Below are 19490 nucleotides of genomic sequence, written 5' to 3'. Positions count from 1 at the left end.
TCTGTAAAAATTAACTTTTATACTGGCTTTAGTTCAAGTAAATCTTAATTTTTTTAAGATCAACCAACATTAATAGTTATGTCAGATAATAAATATTCTCGAAGAGAATTCATCAAGAATTCATCTTTGGTTGCTCTTGGTAATTTTAATCTACCCCCTATTGCTCTCAGTGAATTCTTTTTTGAAGAGAATTTTAATCTAAAAGCACCGTTAAGTCCAGACTTAATTTTAAACCTTGTTCGTTCAAGTGACTTGTTGAACGTACAAATTGAATTTTTTAATGTCTATGTAAAGGGCAATTTTGTGCATAGGCTAATACAAGATCAAGAGTCTTTTATACGGGTCATTCTTCCGTCCCAGCATATTGCAGAAGAGCTAGTGTTGAATTCTTCAAAACTAAATAAAAAATTCTCCTTTCTATCTGGTAAATCGGTCTTGGCATTTCGTTGGGTGAGTCCTAAAGACAAACTGAAGCTAAACCCAAAAAATATTCTGAATTGGAATGACAATTTTCAATTGGTGAGTTTGGGAGATTTTCTGACTGATGTTATAGACTCGGACCCAAATTCTAATCAAGACCGGTTCAAAAAGACACGTGTAGAAGACCTTTCAATATTTCAAATAGAAGATTCGAAAAACCAAAAATTGATTTTTAATCAACATGGCAAAGCTTCTAAATTTTGGCCCATAACCAATTTAGAAGTTCCCTATAAAATGTATTTGTCTCCTATTCCTCCGTCTTTTGAAAATGATTCAGGTGACAAAACCAAAACATTAAGGTCATTGGGTTCCTTTGTATTTGATTCAAACAGTTCGACGATTTTAAAAAAGGGAAAAAGAAATAGTCTTAAATTCAGAATCGTCAAAATCTGGGAAAATGACTTGCAATTTCAAGATTTACTAGGTCAAAAAACAAGTGCACGTTTTAAAGTTATTGGCATTAATAAAGATGAAGAGAACGCTGAGCCCAATGAACCCGAAAATTGTGAATGTGAGAACCGTACTATTGAACTTTTACCTTCTCCGATTCATCGAAAAGAGTTGAATGAACTTACCATGTTGCCAGAATGGGATCGCGATGTTGCCTCAGAACCATTCAAGATTTCTGCCATTGGTACCTCAGCCAATTTAAAGTACTACAACGAATACCCCACCAAAAACACTTCCATTGTTGGATGGGAGCAAGAAATCAAGTATGCTCGGGATAATAAAGTCAGCATTACTTTTAGGGCAATAGACATTTTTACGGGCCTTAAGATTTTGGTTTCAATTAAGGCCGAGCGCAAATTCACTGGAGGCAAGTCCTATCTTTTAAAACGCTATTATTTGGATTTTATGGAGAGGGAAAAGTCTTATGAACATGGCCATGCAATAGGAATTATGACTTGGTCCAAGATAACAGCCCTATCCAATGGAACCTATTTCAATCCTCTCAAACCCAGTTCAGAAAATTGGTATCATGTGCAAAGTGAAAACAATAGTGAAAACCCCGACAATCCAAGAGATTATAGAGAGTTGAACGACTTGACCTTCGAGTATATCGGTATTGACAAGTCGGGCAATGAACATCGTTTCTCATCTAAAATGATATTCATCCCAGCCGAGAGTTACATGATTAAATCCGGAAAATATTGTTATCAGCCTGATTGTAGTTTGCCTGCGGTACCTTATGGGCCTAAAAAAGAAGTTCATATTAAGCACTTAGGTGGTCTTGAACTGAAAAATCTACATGTAGATGCCGAAGATGGTGCTTTTTCTATTTCAGAACGTTCTTATTCCTTTACACTTAAAAAAGTGTTCAATGATCAAGAAGATCTTAAAAAGAAATTCAACGATATAGCCAATATTCTTGGAAAAACCGAAAACCGAGTTGTTCACTATTCATTTAGACCCAACTCGGAGATTACTTATGCTAAATTGGAGCGTTTAAAACAGAATAAAGATGAAGTACTAGGATCCATTACTCAAACCTCTGAAAACTCCAACTTTTACACAGCTTCACAATTTTTCCTTCCTTTAAGCAACAAATCACTTTATGAACGTGGTAGGTATTCAGGTGATGATTGTTTTAATGAAAAATATCCGTTAATACCTTTCCTACATCACGCAAAAATTATAGTATCCCAAATAGATCAGATTGAAGGTATAAGTAGCCTTAGGACAGTCGGATTGGCCAAATCATACTTTAAGTTTAAGGAAGACAATTCAAAACGCGGAGAAAAAACTGAAGAATTCAGAGATGAGAATCCCGCAAGGTTGATTTTTAAGTTTATTGAAAACAATCCGAAACTTGTTGACAAGATAAATACTTCAATTCTTACACCGATTGAACAAAAAGAAGAACCCCTAGAAAATTTCTTTGCCAAGAATTATCGGGAGGCCGGTGGAATGGTCAATCCTGGAATCAAAATATCACATTTATCGGTTTTGGATGAAGGTGTTATTTATGACGAATCACACAATACACAGTTTCAAAAGGGAAGTAATTACTTTGAGAATAATAAAGCGGAAAGAACCCGAGAATCAGGTTCAATAATAATATCTCCACCAGTTCAAACCATCTCAATTTTTGATGGTCTTGATGCCTCTATTTGTGGAATTTCTCTAATAGATATTCTTGAAACGTCCTTGCCCATTGAACAAATACCCAAATTCAATTTTGTAAAGGATATTGAGGGGACATTTGAAAAGATTGAATCGTTGGTCAATAATTTGGAGGATGTTTATTCAACTTCAAAACAACAATATGAAAATGCTAAACTATTACTTGAAGAAACTCGTGAGAATATTAGTGATTATGAAAGTAGGATTAAGGATTTAGAACTTTCAGAAACCTTAAGCTGGTTGAAATCTTTAAAAAACTATTTTAATGAAATTAACAGTTTAAATCAACTTGAAATTTTTCTGGAGAATGAATATGAAAGTGTTCAAAACGGAATCAGTTCCTATGTTAAACAGATTCTTCCGTATGAAGAAAAAATATATCAGGACACATGTTGCCCTGAAAATGAAATCAAATTCATTTTTAATGAGCTTAGCTCACAAATAAATACTGAGCTGGATGAATCTTCTGTGCTCAATTTGGTCTCCATACTTTTTGGTTTCTCGGAATTAAATCATAAACAAATTCTCGAAATTGCAAGAATACGTTTTCTAGAGAGCATAGTTCAAAACCCAGATTCATGGGAACAATTAGCTCAGTTTATCAAAATCATTGAAAATGCATCACAAATTTTTTCGGAAAAGCAGAAAAAATATGACACATTTTTGAAAGCTCTGTATGTGGTTGCACAATTTTGCCCCAAGTTTGTTAAAGCTAAAAAGAACCAAGCATTGCAGACTTGGGAGAGCATTTTTCGAAAAGTTGAAAATGCAAATTTTGATGGTATAAACAATATAAAGCCAGAAGAATACAGAAAACGGCTAGAAGGGTGGATTAAACAATCCGAAAACATACTAAATAGCTATCAACAATTTAGAACAATCTTTAAGTTATTCAATTTTGGTCATTATAAGTTTGAGGCCAGAAGACTGAACCTTAAAAACTTCGATCTAGGTATTCAAGAAGAACTGGAAAAAAGATTAGTTGAGCAATACTTCAATTCAATTGAGAAAATTGAGATTCAACAGGCTGATTTCCCTAATAAACATGCTGCATTAGATTACATTCAGAAAGAAATAAAGAAACTAAATGGTATAAATAATCTACTCTCTAACTACGAAATTCATATCAAGACTTTTGACAAAATCATTGAAAGCAATGAAGCTTTAGATCTATTTGACATTAGTGATATAGTTGAAGAAAATCTCCAGAATCTAAAAAATTTACTTGTTACAGAAAAAGCCAAGTTTAGAAAACTTGAAAATGAAATTAGGAATTTTGGCAAGAACCTACTTAATGATTTTGATGCGCTTCGTGATGAATATTCTAAAAAGCTTGCCGATTTGGAGTTTGGGGGTCCGGAGTACCAAAGAATCAAAACACGGCTTAAAGAAATTGATGAGTTAAAGTCAAAACTTAGCGAAGCTTCAAAACAATCCCTAAACTACCAATTTACTACAAGGAATTTTGTTAGGAATGAAGTAGGGCCTGTAGAGTTTATTCCTTCAAGAATCACTGAATTAGAAGTTGATGTTCAATACAATATAGAATTCGATGTTTCAGAATATAACCAATCACCAAAGATTGCCAATCAAACGTTTCATACAAAGACCAAACTCAATGATTTTGATATTAACTTCCTCAAATTAATTACCATAAGATTTGAAAAAGTCTCCTTTATCAGCGGTACAGATTTGAAAGATGATTTTGATGTCAAAATCAGACATGTTGAGTTTGAAGGAGTATTGGCATTTGTTCAGGCCTTTCAGAAGTATCTAAAAACTGTCAACAAAAATTTAATATTTCATGTTGATAGCTCAGGGGCCAGTATTGGATTTGCAATTCCATTGCCTGATATACCTGCCGGCCCCTTTCTTTTCTTTAATATGAATTTTGCAGCTCTGCTAACATTGCCATTTGATTCCAATAAAGCCATGCGATTTAGATTTGGCCTGGGATCACCTTATTCCAAATTTGGTCTTACGTACTTAGCTTTTGGTGGTCAAGGATACTTCAACATTATCGTGGAGCCTAAAGATGGAATAGTGGCAATGGAGGTTGTACTTGAATTTGGTGCAATTTTCAATCTAAACATCGCTGGCATAGTCAAAGGAACAGCTTATCTAGTTGGGGGAATCTACATATATAAATCAAAAAAGCCAGAAGAAGAACAATCTGTAATCAAAGGCTATATTTTATGCGTAGGTCGTTTTAATATTATTGGATTGTTTTCGGCAGCAATCACTTTTTATTTAGGCTTAGAGAGTAAAGGAAATGGACTACATGGAATATGTACGGTAAGGGTCACCAAAAGATTTTCAAGATTTTTTAAGGTTTCTGTGCAATGTACCATGGAAAAGCAGATTGATGGAACTAAAAAACAACAACATTCTGCTGAAGAAGCAAATCCTGACCCGGAGATAAGCTTTATTGAAGGAAATCTTTTCAGAAATATGAATTCAATTTTACCTACAACTAATGAACTGTATATCACTTTTAAATCTAATAAGGGGAACTCAGAACATGAATTTGATATTGGTCTAAAAAACCTAGAAACAGCAGAACAATTTATGTTTAACAAAACAATTGAAGAAGACCCAGACAGGCAGCACAAAATTATCTGCTTTTCGAGGGAGAATGGATTTAACGGAATTGATAACTGGGATGGTTATAGCTTGGTGCTATTCAAAAAATCCAAAGTAACAGGTATTTACGAGTCTGAAAAAATCATCTATAACGCCCAAAATGGAAAGAGTGGAGGGTCGGGTAATATCGATATAAACGAAGAAATTCTCGCTGCAGATATTGATTATTATGCTAGTTATTGCTAAACATTGACATATGTTAACTTACACAAGTACTTCAGGAAATCTTACCAACAATAGCAATATTGAAATTTACCCCAATGGAGTTAAATTATTAGACAACAAAGTTCATTTGCATTTTAAGGCTATAATTACCATACATCCTTCAACTAATCTTGAAGACAAAATCAACTGCAAAAACTTTGAAGAAATACGGGATAGAATCAATACGCAGGTTTTGTGGTATGAGCTCAGAAGTAATGAAATCAAATTTGATTTAAACAAGAATGCTTTCGGTGAAAATGTGAACCCATATATTGTTGATAAATTCGAATTGACCGACATTATAAGCCGAACTTCAACTTTTTATAACAATTTCCAATTTGGTCGTCATCTAAAGAACCAGCAACTCTTTTGTTCTTTTAAAGATTTTTTAGGCAAAGAAGAATACACCCTCATTGGAGATAGGTTAGGTTCTGAAGATGGCCCTATATCTCAATATGAAGAAATTGAAGATAAAAATGCGAAATCTGACTATGACAATAAATTGTTTGAGGAGAAAACCGGAGATGATATTCTCAAGAAAAACAACTCTGATAGTAATGAGAAAATGAATTTCACCATACTCTATAATCACATTTTAGACCATCCAATAGTTGCAGAAGCTTACTATGGGGTCATTCGTAGTTTTTACATTCCAATCAATACGATTGAAAATGTATTTGAATCTAAACAGAAATATAAAATTTCTTTACCGCTACCAGAAAATAATGTAGGCAATACCAATTCGGATTGCGAAATTGATGGTAGAGAAGAGTTTCCATTCTTGTATTTTAAAATCGGAGAAAAATTTTATAACGGACTATTTACTCCCTTTCTAGCTAATGACCACCTTAAAAAAACATATATCGATCAATTTGATTCCTACAAAAGTGAGTTGGATTCAAATTCCAAAAACATAAAATCCAACCCAGAAGGGTTCTTTCTCAAGGGAATATATCATACAACTGAAGGGGGTACGCAAGAGAATACAATAGATAAAAAACGAGATCCATTTGAATGCAAGGAATATCGATGCGGATTTAATGTAATTAGTTCGTCTCTAAGACCTGAAGAAGGCGAACCTAATCAACCTTTATTCAATTCACTTAGTATTCATCGCGATATTGTTACGTTGGTTAAAGAGGGTGGGATAGACTTTTCAGTATTGACATCGGGCATTATGTACCCTAAAAGCGATATTGTTATCGGTAATAAGGCCACAAGAACCAATCTTTTTGCGCGATGGAATGGAAATAATTTATTGGTTAATCGAAATGTAGAAAAAAGAGAGACTCCAAAAAAACTGGACAAGTCAAACTTGGAATACTATGATGAAACCATTTTTATAGAAGAAAAATGTTTCAAAACCAAACAAACGTATGTTCCCGGTGGCAATGTTCAATTGCTAAATTCTTTAAAGTATGCTTTTTATCTGAGGTACGTGATGCCTACGGGTTACTATATTCCTATCAAAAAAGAATTGAAATTGGTTGATGAGACTCAAGTCAATTATATGATTACTGTTGAGGATATCTTTGGGGCAAAGGAAATCTTCGATAATGAAAATCATATTGATTGGAACAATTCTTTTGGAGGAAAAAAATATCAATTAAATAAACCATCCATTTTAGCCCCAACAATTATTGGAAGAAAGTGCTATGAAAATGCAGGTAGTCGATTTGTAGACGGGCACACACATTTTGTAATTGATGCTACCAGAAACGAAAAAAAAGAGACCAGAATAATATATCCCCCTGTAATAAAGTTCCAGGATTTCAAATTTGAAGGGAACCTTTCAAAAGAAATGCTTAATTATAAAGACGCGAAGGAATTTGCCAAGGACTGTATGCAATTGGAAAAACGTTCCGGCGAAAAACCTAAAACTTGTCAAAACTTAAATTATAAAGTACAATATCTGGCTGATTTAAGGGCAAGTGACCTAGTCATTTACCCGGGTGATTTAAAAACCACAAATTCATTGAATTATTGGGAAAAAGAGAATACTTTCAAATTTTCATCCAATTATCCATACTACACTAAAACCAGAGGTAAAAAGCTTAAAGTAAAAAAGCAAGCCGATACATATCATTTGTTATTTGAAGGGGACGAGGTTTTTAAGAAAGGTTTGGGTAAAGGACAGCATGTGTTCTATTTAAAATCTAATCGCCTAAATTCAAAAGTTTTATCAGGTCCAACAAAGATAGAAGTATCCATTGTTGATTATCCAGATACACCAAAGGCAAAAAGGGAGTTCATTGAGGAGGTAATTGACAATACTAAAATTAAGAGACGCTATGAGAACCTAAATGAATGGTCTTTTGAATTTAAACTAGAAACTAATGTCAACGAAAATAGCTACGAAGACATATCAATGTTTTCAATAAAATACTTGCAAGAGGCCTATTCTTTAAAACTTAGGGAAGACAATCTTAAGCAACTGAAAAGAGAATATATAAACTCTGAAATCTTAGGGTGTAAGCAAGTGAATAGATACGATGACGATTTGCTAAATGATGAATATCCTTATGAGATGTTTTTACAAAAGGAGGGTAGCGTTACTTCCGATTCAGGTTTAGTACCAACGGTTTATCCAAAAGAGTATAAATTAAGTTTTAAACTCCCCTCCAAACATATTGAAAATAACGAGTTAGTATTTCAGATGGAAATTGCCAATGAAACACGTGTAAAAGTGGGGTATGCCAACAATGGCGAAACCGGGCCGATTTTGAGAATTCATTTGAATAAGGAAACTTTGATTGATTTAGATAAAGATTTGGAAGTTGAAATCCACATTTTTTTCGACATCATAATCAACCTCTTTAAGCTCAAAATTATCCAAGGCAGTGAAGAGAAAATACTCGAATTGCCTGAATTGGTCTATCCCTATCTCAATTTAGAAAGTGTAAAAATCAGTGACGAACTGGAGTTCTCTGAGCTTGAGTTTATGGAAAATAGTTTTATAACCGATGGTTTCGTTCCAGGTTCTGAATCGACAGGTTTTCTCTCGATGATTTTATCAGAAAACGATGAACACTTTATAGACTTTTCGCGCTCTGCTGAGCATATTGTTATCGGTCAAGAACAAAATCCATTTGCCGTAGAAAGAAGAATCCGCTTGTTTGCATCATCAGCAATGCAAGCATTCTTTAGAGACCCCGAAGAAGATTTAAAAGAGTTTGACATTGGCACAAAAGGCAGTATTCTTTGTTTAAGCATTCCCAATAATGTGAAACCAACTACTCCCAAAGTAGAGACCGACATACTTTTATTATCTGAATTGGATGATAGGTGGCGTGATAAAGATTCTAAGTTTATAAAAGAACATTATACCCAGCAATTATTGCGAATCACCATGGAAAGGGATTTTATGCGTGAGGGTAAAAACAAGTTGGGTATTATTCTAAGTAAAATAGATGAAAATTGTAATCACATGATTGATGATGATGTATCCGCCATTGGAGAAGACATCACAAAATTGAATGAAAAAGATTCATGGTCTACCAATAATTTGAAGGAATATCTCAATGTCAATTCTAATTATGAAGAACTAAAAAAATATTTTGGTAATACAGAGATACACTTAATTAATGGGGAAGAATACGAAATATTACATTGTAATCCGTTTTATAATACCTCAATAAAAAAATGGCAGGTTATACTTCCTTTTAAAAAATTGGAGCAAAAAGAAACCGCGTTCATCAGATTGTCTGTTTTGAAAATTGCAAATGGACTATATGAAGATGAAAAGACGACCTATTCGAATATAACAGAGCCAATTATCACTCCAATTTACAATTCAAAACGATTTGGCCTGCAAAAATTGAGGGGTGCAGAAAGAAAAACATTTAAGGTTTACAACAGTAGCACCTCCACTTACGAAGGCAAGCTAATGGCCATATTGGTAAGTAATCGACGCTCTAAGAAAGAACTTTACAATATTAGTACTGACAGCAGCGACCTATTAACAGATTATCATGAATTTAAATCGCTTGATATCGAAAATACAGGCAAGGCACTTTTAACAAAAAAAAGAGAAGTAAAAATACAAGCAATCAATGGAAAATTTGTTGAGGTATATGAGTTTGAAACACACCAAAATGAAAATCTAGGCGAATTTATTGATATTTCATTAGGGCAAGTTTTCATTGATCTAAACCCATTATTCGATGAACGAATTAAAGGGCTTCGACTTATTCATATGGATAGGTTTAAAATTTAATTGAATTAAAAATTGAAATTCATGCGGGTAATTAAATTTCTATTTGTTTTTGTTGTTATCATATTCTCCCAAACAACTTTTGCCCAAAAGAAATCTGTTGAAATATGGATACGAGCCTTTATTCCGAATGCCGAAAATTCTGGGGCTGCTGGTGATTATATAAAAGAAGTCGGAGGTAAAGGGTCAGTAGTAAAGTTAACTGCTTGCCCATTTAATCGCCCAACTTTTGCCTGTTTTTCTACAGACGATAGAAGTTTTTCTACAGATTGTTCACTTACCTCACGAGTCGAAACAAAATTTACAATTCAAATGGAAGGAGAAAAAGTAGAGATAACGCCAAAAAAAAACAGATCAAGTATAAAGGGAATAACCAAGTTCATGGATTGTGAAACAGGAAAAATGAACAATTATTCAACTGGAATTATTGAAAGAGACCATTTAGGCAAACCATATTTTGCGGACGGACAGGTGCAAATAATTGGCCAAGTTCAGACCGTAATAAATATTATTCCTGTTGTTGGTGAATATGTTACACCCTCGATTGATTATAGTTTTGATATTATTTGGTCGCCTAACGAATCAAAAATAAAAATGAGTTTAACCGCAGGTAATTTTCCAGCTATCGAAGCCTATGTAAGGACACCAGGAAATGAATGGCAAAATATGTTCCAAAATTTACCCTTAGGCACACCTTGTGCACTTTTTGGTGATATATGGGGAGGAGGAACCAATAGGAATTCTAAAGAGATTAGTCTAAATCCAGAAATACCTCAACAAACAAAAATTACATTTTCTGAACTTAAAGAAGCATTTCCCATAAAAAAAGAGGTCGATAGAGAAAAACTGTTTACAAAAATATTAAAAGGAGGATGGCCTGAGTTACTCCCTGACACAATAAATTATAGAAATACATGTGCCATTCGCTTGTCTGTAGCTCTGAATAAAACCAAATTAAAAATTGAACAAGAGTTTTCAAATGGAAATCATAAGGATAGTAATGGCAATTTTATAACTGTCAATGTTCCCACAATGAGGGATTTTTTGAATGGAGTCTTAGGTGATAGTAATTGGGGAATGAGTATGTCATCTGTAGAAGAATTTAACCAAATAAATAATATCCCAATAAAACAAGGCATTATACTTTATACTTTTCCAAGGAGCTGTAATGGAAATCCCATTACAGCATTTGGGCACGTGGATTTATGGGATGGAAAAAAATGCTTATCAGATTGTCCACCTGGGGACACTAACTGTGCAGTAACCATAGAGCTTTGGGAGCTTGATTAAAACCTTAAGTTTTTGAAAGTTCAAGACTTCAATAAGCTTTAGGTATTTTTTCTATGACAGATAGAAACTATGAATCTATATTCCATAATTGCAAAGTTTTCTTCAATTAGGAATCGGAAGTTTTAGAAAGTCACCTATTCGGTGAGCACAAAAATCCATCCCTCCGAAAACTCCAATATACAAGCGATTTCCGAGTAAAGTTCTAGTGCCTCCGGCTCCACTTACACCCTCCTAAGCTCGCGCAAAGCGACGAGCGAAGGAGGGCTTTTTTTTTAATGTTTGTATATAATGGTTCGGGTATTTTATCTCTCGTAGGGCTCTGGTAGATGCAAATCTACCGACCAACATTCATCTTTTATTTTACAAAGGGGCCCATGCCTTCCGAAGCTTTCTTGGCCTAGGAAGATAATTTTGTTCCTAATATCTATATGAGCCTAACATCATCGAAAATAGAGCACAGCCATCAGTCTGAAATAAAAATTATCATATAAAGTCCATATCGGGAAGATTTTGTAGGGTTACTTCCGCCTTGCCCTTAAAATTCGCATACACGACGATATGCTCCGGACCCGGTTCAATTCCGGTTATCATTATATTTTCCATATTTCCGTTAAAAACTATCCCTTGTGAAGAGGGAATGCCCGATTGCAACTTTTCGTTCAATAGTGCCATTTTCGAGGCTATCATTTCGTTTAAATTAACGGATGCCTTGTCGAGCACTTTCCTGTAGTACATGCGATTGGCCAAAAATGCAAGGACCTTGTCCAACACAACATTCTTAGTTCCAAAATCGATTTTAAAAGCGCCTACCGACAGTCGACCCGATTCGGCATCAAAGGCCAGGGCAGCGTGAAGATAGAGGGGCACTTCTTTGGTCCACAACACTTTACGCATAAGACCGACGCGTAGCCCTAAGATTATATCATATTCCGGTAATGGGCTAACCTGTAGGCCCAAGCGTAAAATTTGACCCCTTTTTCGTTCACCCGTCCCGATTTCCATTCCAATGAGCTTGGTTTCCAACAACTGTCGCAAGACGGGATAAGGAATTTTTATGGGAAGTGTTAACCGTATATTTTTCATATCTATGTTTATTCCCTTTGAAGGTATGATGTTTTGAACAGTATTTGTACTTGAAAACAATTTGTCTTGAACGCTTTAAATCCGTAATCTTAAAAAGCGCCAAATGGGTCACTATTTGTATGTAATGGGCTCGCTGAATTGCCTTTGAATATTTATTTTTCCCAAAGACCCAAATTTCGGGTTAGAAAAATATGAACTTGAATCAAATGATATGACCAAGAAAGAATTATTAGGAAAAGAACTGAGCAACCTATATGCTATCGCCAAACAGGTAAATACCTATTTCGATGGTAGTGATATCAGTTTTCTCAATGAAAAAGTGAAAACTATTCTAAGCAGTTATGCGAAATTTAGTTGCACGAGCGAAGAACAGACTTCCCAGATGCTACGGAAAATGGAGGTCAATCCTGGCAACACCTCGGACTCCATAGTCAATGAAATCACTGAAAACCTTCATGATATTGTTAAAAGCGACCACAGCCCCACCATCAAAAACCTTGGCTATTCCCTCTCGTTAAATCGGCTTGTTGCATATCATAGGGCCAATATAGAAAATGTGGAACATTTGATGGCGAATTCTTGAGTTGTAGAAAAGCTAGGCGGAAATTCAGTTCGCTTTTAGGTTCCCTGTTCGTGGTATTTTAGCCGATAAAAACCAAGTAGTTGCATTTTCTGCGAATGTCTTTGCGGAGCGAATCCTCCAAAAAAAAAGAAGCGGGCCCTAGATAGGGACCCGCCATTTAAATTTGATTCTGTATTAATCAATTATTGCTACTTATGTTCTTCTAGAATTTCTGAAGTCTCGAGATCGTTTTGAATAAAGTCACGCTGTTCTCTTAAAATTTCCTTAATTCGGGCGGGAACCTGCGTTTCGGCCAGCACCTCATTGTATTCTTCGATGGCCGCTTTATCACCGCGTACCGCCTCTTCGAGCATAGCTTCATCATTATCACCCGAAAAAAAGGCTTTTACATCCATCCATGTACGGTGTATGCTCCCTTTGGTACTTCCATCGATGTCACCGTCGCCCAGATCTAGTCCGGAAGCTGCGTTTTTGAGCTGTACCAGAAAAAGCTTCCTGTTTTCGATCCTTCCCCTAAAATAACTTTTGATGGCCTCATCCTTGGAATTTTCGGACGCCTTGTCGAAACCCTTAATGGCATCTTCATTTTTTTCAACGACTTCCTGCAATCTTTTTTCGATTTTTTTTACATCTGTATTCATAGTATCCGAATTTGTGTTTTAATGATATTATTGGCCAACTGTTTGCGGCCTTTGCTCAATGTATTCAAAACCCCAGATACGGAATGACCCAATACACTGAATTTTTGATTGTAAAAGCCACAAATAGAATCCGAATTATTAAAAACAGTACCTTGAAGGGCGTTGTTCTCTCTTATGCCTCAAAAATGGTTCAAAAACCTGATTTTTAATTTTTTTATGTATTGCACCACCTCTTTTTCTTCAATCGAAAAACAAGGAATAATGGTATCTTCGAAACAACAATGATCATATATGTCAAACGTCAAATCTTGGTTACGAACACTTATAGACCTCTTGGAAGTCTTTTTCAACAGCGCGCAAAAAAACAAACGAGGCCGGACATGGCACCAACATGTGGTACCCTACGAAAAGGGTTGGGCCGTACGTCGTGAAGGCAACCAACGTGTAACGAGCAAACATCGCAAACAGAGCACGGCCATCAACAAGGCCAAAAGATTAGCTCGGAAATACAAGGCCGATGTCATTATTCACCGGGTGAGTGGCGGTATTCGAGATCGAATAAGTTATGATGATTAAGAATTAAATAGACCAAAAAAAATTGAGATCCAAAGACTTTTCCACTCCCAAATCCACCATAATTTACCTGTGCGCCCCGAATTGACGGGATGGTTTCAATCTTATAGCATCCGATAGATAAGTGTCAAGTAAAATCGAAATAGGGCGCACTTGCAATACCTCGAATCATACCATCATTAATTTTTTAAAATCGTTAGTCTCTGATAGTGGTTTTTATAAGAGGGTTATTGTTGACCTCTAGTTGGCAGTAAAAATCCTTTGAAGTCTACCATAAATTGATATTTGCCACAAATTTTTACCGCTTTACAGGGGTTAGCAGGCTAATTGACACAAATTTACTGTCAACATTTACCACTAGTATTTCATAAAATACCGAATACCAATTAGGTTCTTAACATAAAGCCACCTTAGTGTATAACTCCTCTTGTACTACATTTCTACCGAGGTCTCCAGCATACTTCATTCATTTTATCATTTTCAAAAGGTTCTATGCGACCTACACAGAATTCACTGCAAGCCATAAGAAATGTACTACGTAATATTCAATACTTTCCTAGCTTGCCATCAATATAACAGTACTGTTTTAAAAAGCGGTAGCCGAAAAGCTAATAGAGTAGGCAGTATTTTTAAATTTAATATTATGAGTAAATTATCTTTAGACGCTCTTAAACAAAGAGCAGAAGCTGTGGCCTCCGATGAATTGTTGAATACCATTTCTGGTGGGTTAGAGAATGCCTGTCACGGTCGTAAAGGTGGCGCATCAGATATCAAGTGGGACGACCGATACTCAACAGGTCTTGGTTCATTCCAGGTACAATCGGGTCTTGGTGCCATAAATTTTGGCTTTTAATTAACCAAAAAAGAAATTCCCTAGATAAGTTCTAGGGGATTTCCTTTTATCCTCAAAAATATTCCGGACAAAGAGAACAAACACCTATTTAGCGTTCATTTTTCTTTCACTTAAACTAAAAATTATGAACAGGACTATTGAAGCATTTCCCGTAGAAGTAAAAAATGAGTTTATCAATACCATCAAGCTACTGCTGTACAAAAATTTTTCTGAACTATTAGAGAAATTAGACTTTGACAATGATGACATCTACCTAAACTCGATAGTGTTCTCTTACTTCAATAGTGAAAAAGACAACCTATTTCCAAAAGAAATTTTGGAAGAAATACTTCAAGGTTATTTTATAAAAAAGGAGAAAGTTAAAGTCACCTACTCCTTCAATAAAAACAACATCTCCTATATACCCAACATGGGTTATTTTAAAAGGGGTGAAGACAAGCCTTATGAACCTATCTTAATTCAAGGTGATTTTGAAATTGTCAAAGAAGTACATCCTACTTTAGAGAAATACTTTGTGGAGTTCTACAAAGGGCATATTATGAATCAACACCCAGTGCATAATTCTGTTTGGAAACAGCATTACAAAGTGTTGTTCGATGCCATAGCGGTCATCAAAAAGCACCTTCCTGATTTTTATAAAGAATTGGTGTTCGCAAACAAAGGAATATACCTTCACGACAATTCTAAAATACTGAATTTCACCTCGGTCGAAACTTTGGGAATGTTATATCTCTATGTCATCGAAGGCAATAATCTTATCTATTTTATCGAAGAACTTATTCATCAGGGATCGCATAATTATTTATACTATGTTTTACATCACAGAAATGAATATTTCAAAATTGATGTAGACCATGGCGTAATGCGAGATTACACAAAAGAGCAATGGGATTACAGAACTATCTATGGTGCTTTTCATGGGCTATTCACCGTCACGAAGCGTGTGGTATGTTTTGATAAACTACTGTGCGAAAATGTGTTTGACGGTAGCGAAAAACATGAGTTGTTAGGCCGATTGGCCGACCAGTTTTCTCGTTTCAGAACTGGCTTAGAACTACTAGATTTCAACGAGGTATATACAGAAAAAGGAATTGCATTTTATAAGGAGATGGATACGAAGTGTGAAACAATTTTAAATAAATATGCAAAACTTGAAAGTGAATTCGATTTAAGCAATCAAGATGTAGATTTTAGGTACGACGACTTTTGCAAACTGAACCCTTTAGAAGATTTTTTAAAAATGGACGAATCGGGCCTATTTAATTTTTAGCTGCTATGAGAAAGTTGATACTACTACTGTGGTTCATAAACCAATCTTTTCATGCCCAAGAACCGTATGAGGTAGACTACTTATTTAAGAATGCATCTGTACTAACAATGGCGGATGATACCCTATTGGCACATAAAAACATTTTGGTCAAAGATGGAATTATCAAGGAAATATCCGGCACGAAGACTCATCTAATTAAAGCGAGACATAGCATAGATTTAAAAGGAAAATTTATCATACCCTCGTTGTCCGATGCTCACGTACATCTTCCGGAAAACAAGGATGACCTGGAAAAATTCTTGATTTTAAATCTAATCAATGGGGTCACTAAACTTCGATCTATGCGCGGGGATTGGAATCATCTTGAATGGCGAAATGAATATAATTCCGAAACCTCGGTTTTCCCCAAATTATATCTCTCGGCACCTCCCATATCCCAAAAAGATGATTTTACTAGCGAGCAATTGGAAAAGTATATGGATAAAACCAAAGATTTTGATTTTATAAAAATTTTAAGCATTAAGGATGATATCCTTTTTAACCAATTAGATAGTGTATGCAAGATTAATAATATCAGCATAGGCGGGCATTTTCCAAACAATGTTTCAGATGACCTAGTATTCAAATCAAACTATACTTCTTTTGAACATTTAGGGGGATTAACAGAATTGCCAGAGCTAACAGCGAACAGACTTGAAGAAATCAAGGAGCATAACATCTTTATTTGCCCGACATTAAGCTGGTATAGTATCGGGTCCGGCAGGTATTCTTATGATGAATTGCGCAACCAGCCCGGAATGCAATACATACAAAAAGAAATAGTAGATGATTGGATCGATAAAACAAAACAATATAGAGAAAAGATAGGAAAAACAGCGTATGAAATAGAAGTTGAAGGTGAACTTAAAAAGCTGGATTTAAAGTATCAGGTTATCAAAAAAATACATGGTCTTGGTATAAAGATGTTGTTAAGTCCTGATAGTTCTTCTAAATACATGGTTTCGGGTTTCGGCGTTTTTGGCGAAATTGAATTACTCAAAAATTCAGGCTTAAGTAATTTTGAAATTCTTGAAATGGCCACCAGGAATTTCGCCACTTTTTTTAATGGAAATTATGGAACAATAGCGATAGGAAAAGATGCCGATTTTATCGTAGTAAATGATAATCCATTAAAAAATAGTAACACTTTAAAAACCATAGAAGGTGTATTCATCAATAAACAATTTTTAGATAAAGATGATTTGAACAAACTGTCTGAATCGATAATTCAAAATTAAGATTCAGATGGCGAAGAAAAAGTTTCCTTTTTATAGACAATTAGATTATCGTGATTGTGGGCCTACATGTCTGAGGATGATTGCCAAGTTTCATGGAAAGAGCTTCTCTCGGGAGTTTTTAAGGGATACGGCGAGCATCACAAGACAAGGGGTTACGATGGCCGGTATTGCAGATGCCGCCGAAATTATTGAAATGCGAACACTAGGCATGCGTGTTGCATTAGATAGTTTAGTTAATGAAGCTCCCGTACCTTTTATAGTGCCATGGAGGCAAAAACATTTTGTAGTTGTTTATAAAACTTCTAAAACAAAGATATATGTTGCAGACCCAGCTCAGGGGCTTTTAGAATATGCCCATAAAGAGTTTTTGGAAGCCTGGACAAATACTGCCGATGGTACAGGTTTTGTTTTAATACTGGAGCCCAATACTAATTTCTATACGCTTGAAGAGGATAAATCCAAGAAGAAAGGATTTTCGTTTTTATTTCCTTACGTAAAACCGTATAAGAAGTTGATTTATCAACTTTTAATTGGTTTGTTTCTTGGCACTACGATACAGTTTATTACTCCCTTTTTAATGCAATCAATAGTTGATACGGGGGTAAATACGCAAAATATTCCTTTCATCTATTTAATATTAATTGCCCAGCTAGTACTTTTTGTATCGCAAACATTAGTGCGCATATTTAGAGAATGGTTGTTAATACACATCACAAATCGATTTCATATAAAAATGATCTCAGATTTTTTATATAAAATGTTGAAGCTTCCGATTAACTTTTTCGAGACCAGAAATACCGGAGAGCATTTACAACGAATACAAGACCATACCAGAATTCAGAATTTTGTTTCTTCCTCTACGTTCGGAATGGTATATTCTATTGCATTATTTATCGTATTCGGCTTTGTGCTAGCTTTTTATAGTATGAAGATATTCTTTGCATTTCTTATTGGAGCTATACTCTACGTTTCATGGACCTTCTTTTTTTTAAAGAAAAGAGCAGAGTTAGATTTTAAACGCTTTGATGAAAGTTCGCAAAGTCAGACATCATTGGTGCAAATAATCAATGGGGTAAAAGAAATAAAAATAAATAATTCGCAAAGAAAAAATAGATGGAAATGGGAACAGATACAGATAAGTTTATTTAAAACATCTATAAGCTCTCTTGCCCTTGCACAATACCAATCTATCGGCTCTGGTTTTATAAATGAACTAAAAAATATTTTTATCACATTTTTATCGGCCACTGCCGTTGTAAACGGGGAGATAACTTTAGGTATGATGTTATCCATACAGTACATCGTAGGGCAACTCAATTCGCCCCTAAGTAGTTTTATAGGCTTCATTCAAGTTTGGCAAGATGCCAAAATAAGTTTAGAGCGTTTAATGCAAGTGCATACCAAAAATGACGAAGATGAACTTAAGGATAAGAAGGTCAAAGAACTTCCGAAAAAGAAGGATATTGTTATCAAAGACTTATCCTTTCGCTATGGCGGAAAGTCAACTCCGTTCGTATTGAAAAAAATAAATTGCATCCTTCCAGAGGGGAAGACCACTGCCATTGTAGGAGCCAGCGGAAGTGGTAAAACAACACTTATAAAATTGCTCTTGAAATTTCATGAACCTACCAAAGGTTCGATTTTAATCAATTCAGATAATTTGAACAATATCCATAATGATTACTGGCGAATGAATTGTGGCGCCGTTATGCAAGACACATTTGTTTTTAACGATACTATTGCGGGTAATATTTCCGAGTCCGAACAAAACGAGATTATTGATCGGGAGAAATTAAAAATAGCCTCACACATTTCAAATATAACAGGGTTTATCGAACAGCTACCCAACAGATACAATACCGAATTAGGCACTTCCGGAATACGACTTAGCGGCGGTCAAGAACAACGTTTAATGATCGCCAGAGCCGTGTATAAAAACCCCTTTTTCATGTTTTTTGACGAAGCTACCAGTGCACTCGATGCCAATAATGAAAAAGTAATTATGGAAAATCTTAATGAATTTATAAAGAACAGAACATCTGTAATAGTAGCACATCGTTTAAGTACCGTTAAAAATGCAGATAATATCATTGTTTTGGAAAATGGGGAAATCGTGGAAGAAGGTAATCATGAAGCGTTAACTAAAATACGTGGAAAGTATTATGATCTGGTAAAAAACCAACTAGAATTAGGGAAATAATCATGGAAGGGCTAAACGAAGAATTAAACATATATAGCGAAGAGGTCAAAGATGTA

11 protein-coding genes are annotated in these 19490 nt (G+C 35.1%); 9 read left to right on the top strand and 2 right to left on the bottom strand.

The annotated features are described in order from the left end of the window. Positions 1-78: 78 nt before the first annotated feature. The 3 genes from AACZ88_RS07635 to AACZ88_RS07625 are packed head-to-tail and all read left to right on the top strand — an operon-like array spanning position 79 to position 10954. Positions 79-5433, top strand: coding sequence for a hypothetical protein (locus tag AACZ88_RS07635; RefSeq protein ID WP_339708578.1), 5355 nt, complete (start codon positions 79-81; stop codon positions 5431-5433). 10 nt (positions 5434-5443) lie between these two features. After that, on the top strand, positions 5444-9667 hold the full coding sequence (locus tag AACZ88_RS07630) for a hypothetical protein (protein ID WP_339708576.1): 4224 nt from the start codon (positions 5444-5446) through the stop codon (positions 9665-9667). A gap of 21 nt (positions 9668-9688) precedes the next feature. Next, positions 9689-10954 (top strand): T6SS effector amidase Tae4 family protein, encoded by a 1266-nt coding sequence (locus AACZ88_RS07625; RefSeq protein WP_339708574.1) that lies wholly within the window; start codon positions 9689-9691, stop codon positions 10952-10954. A 483-nt stretch (positions 10955-11437) separates the two neighbouring features. Here the strand turns inward: AACZ88_RS07625 and AACZ88_RS07620 are convergent, their stop codons facing one another. Further along, entirely contained in the window at positions 11438-12097 is a 660-nt protein-coding gene (locus AACZ88_RS07620; protein ID WP_339708572.1) for a DUF4403 family protein, read from the bottom strand. 151 nt (positions 12098-12248) lie between these two features. Here AACZ88_RS07620 and AACZ88_RS07615 point away from each other — a divergent pair, with 151 nt between their 5' ends. Further along, positions 12249-12620 carry a hypothetical protein gene (locus AACZ88_RS07615; RefSeq protein WP_339708570.1) on the top strand — a complete coding sequence of 124 codons (372 nt, stop codon included), beginning with the start codon at positions 12249-12251 and terminating at the stop codon, positions 12618-12620. 188 nt (positions 12621-12808) lie between these two features. On the opposite strand, the gene AACZ88_RS07610 is transcribed toward AACZ88_RS07615, so the two are convergent. Further along, the gene (locus tag AACZ88_RS07610; protein ID WP_339708568.1) at positions 12809-13261 is read right to left on the bottom strand and encodes a PA2169 family four-helix-bundle protein; all 453 of its coding nucleotides are present in this window, start codon (positions 13259-13261) and stop codon (positions 12809-12811) included. 291 nt (positions 13262-13552) lie between these two features. Here AACZ88_RS07610 and AACZ88_RS07605 point away from each other — a divergent pair, with 291 nt between their 5' ends. The 5 genes from AACZ88_RS07605 to AACZ88_RS07585 all read left to right on the top strand — a co-directional run bounded on the left by AACZ88_RS07605 (position 13553) and on the right by AACZ88_RS07585 (position 19434). Continuing rightward, positions 13553-13837: a DUF2188 domain-containing protein gene (locus AACZ88_RS07605; RefSeq protein WP_339708566.1), complete on the top strand. Its 285-nt coding sequence runs from the start codon at positions 13553-13555 to the stop codon at positions 13835-13837. A 640-nt stretch (positions 13838-14477) separates the two neighbouring features. Continuing rightward, entirely contained in the window at positions 14478-14687 is a 210-nt protein-coding gene (locus AACZ88_RS07600; RefSeq protein ID WP_339708564.1) for a hypothetical protein, read from the top strand. Positions 14688-14811: 124 nt separating this feature from the next. Beyond that, entirely contained in the window at positions 14812-15957 is a 1146-nt protein-coding gene (locus AACZ88_RS07595; protein WP_339708562.1) for a hypothetical protein, read from the top strand. A gap of 5 nt (positions 15958-15962) precedes the next feature. Further along, positions 15963-17234 (top strand): amidohydrolase family protein, encoded by a 1272-nt coding sequence (locus tag AACZ88_RS07590; protein WP_339708560.1) that lies wholly within the window; start codon positions 15963-15965, stop codon positions 17232-17234. 7 nt (positions 17235-17241) lie between these two features. Next, positions 17242-19434, top strand: a complete 2193-nt coding sequence (locus AACZ88_RS07585; RefSeq protein WP_339708558.1) for a peptidase domain-containing ABC transporter — start codon at positions 17242-17244, stop codon at positions 19432-19434. Positions 19435-19490: the final 56 nt, after the last annotated feature.

This window comes from uncultured Kriegella sp., assembly GCF_963975415.1.
In the GTDB taxonomy this organism is placed as follows: Bacteria; Bacteroidota; Bacteroidia; order Flavobacteriales; family Flavobacteriaceae; genus Kriegella.
This window is presented reverse-complemented; position numbering and strand designations above follow the sequence as displayed.

Coding starts and splice junctions, on each gene's coding strand:
- AACZ88_RS07625 (WP_339708574.1), top strand. CDS start 9,689: ATGCGGGTAATTAAATTTCTATTTGTTTTTGTTGTTATCATATTCTCC.
- AACZ88_RS07585 (WP_339708558.1), top strand. CDS start 17,242: ATGGCGAAGAAAAAGTTTCCTTTTTATAGACAATTAGATTATCGTGAT.
- AACZ88_RS07600 (WP_339708564.1), top strand. CDS start 14,478: ATGAGTAAATTATCTTTAGACGCTCTTAAACAAAGAGCAGAAGCTGTG.
- AACZ88_RS07610 (WP_339708568.1), bottom strand. CDS start 13,261: ATGAATACAGATGTAAAAAAAATCGAAAAAAGATTGCAGGAAGTCGTT.
- AACZ88_RS07615 (WP_339708570.1), top strand. CDS start 12,249: ATGACCAAGAAAGAATTATTAGGAAAAGAACTGAGCAACCTATATGCT.
- AACZ88_RS07605 (WP_339708566.1), top strand. CDS start 13,553: ATGTCAAACGTCAAATCTTGGTTACGAACACTTATAGACCTCTTGGAA.
- AACZ88_RS07630 (WP_339708576.1), top strand. CDS start 5,444: ATGTTAACTTACACAAGTACTTCAGGAAATCTTACCAACAATAGCAAT.
- AACZ88_RS07590 (WP_339708560.1), top strand. CDS start 15,963: ATGAGAAAGTTGATACTACTACTGTGGTTCATAAACCAATCTTTTCAT.
- AACZ88_RS07635 (WP_339708578.1), top strand. CDS start 79: ATGTCAGATAATAAATATTCTCGAAGAGAATTCATCAAGAATTCATCT.
- AACZ88_RS07595 (WP_339708562.1), top strand. CDS start 14,812: ATGAACAGGACTATTGAAGCATTTCCCGTAGAAGTAAAAAATGAGTTT.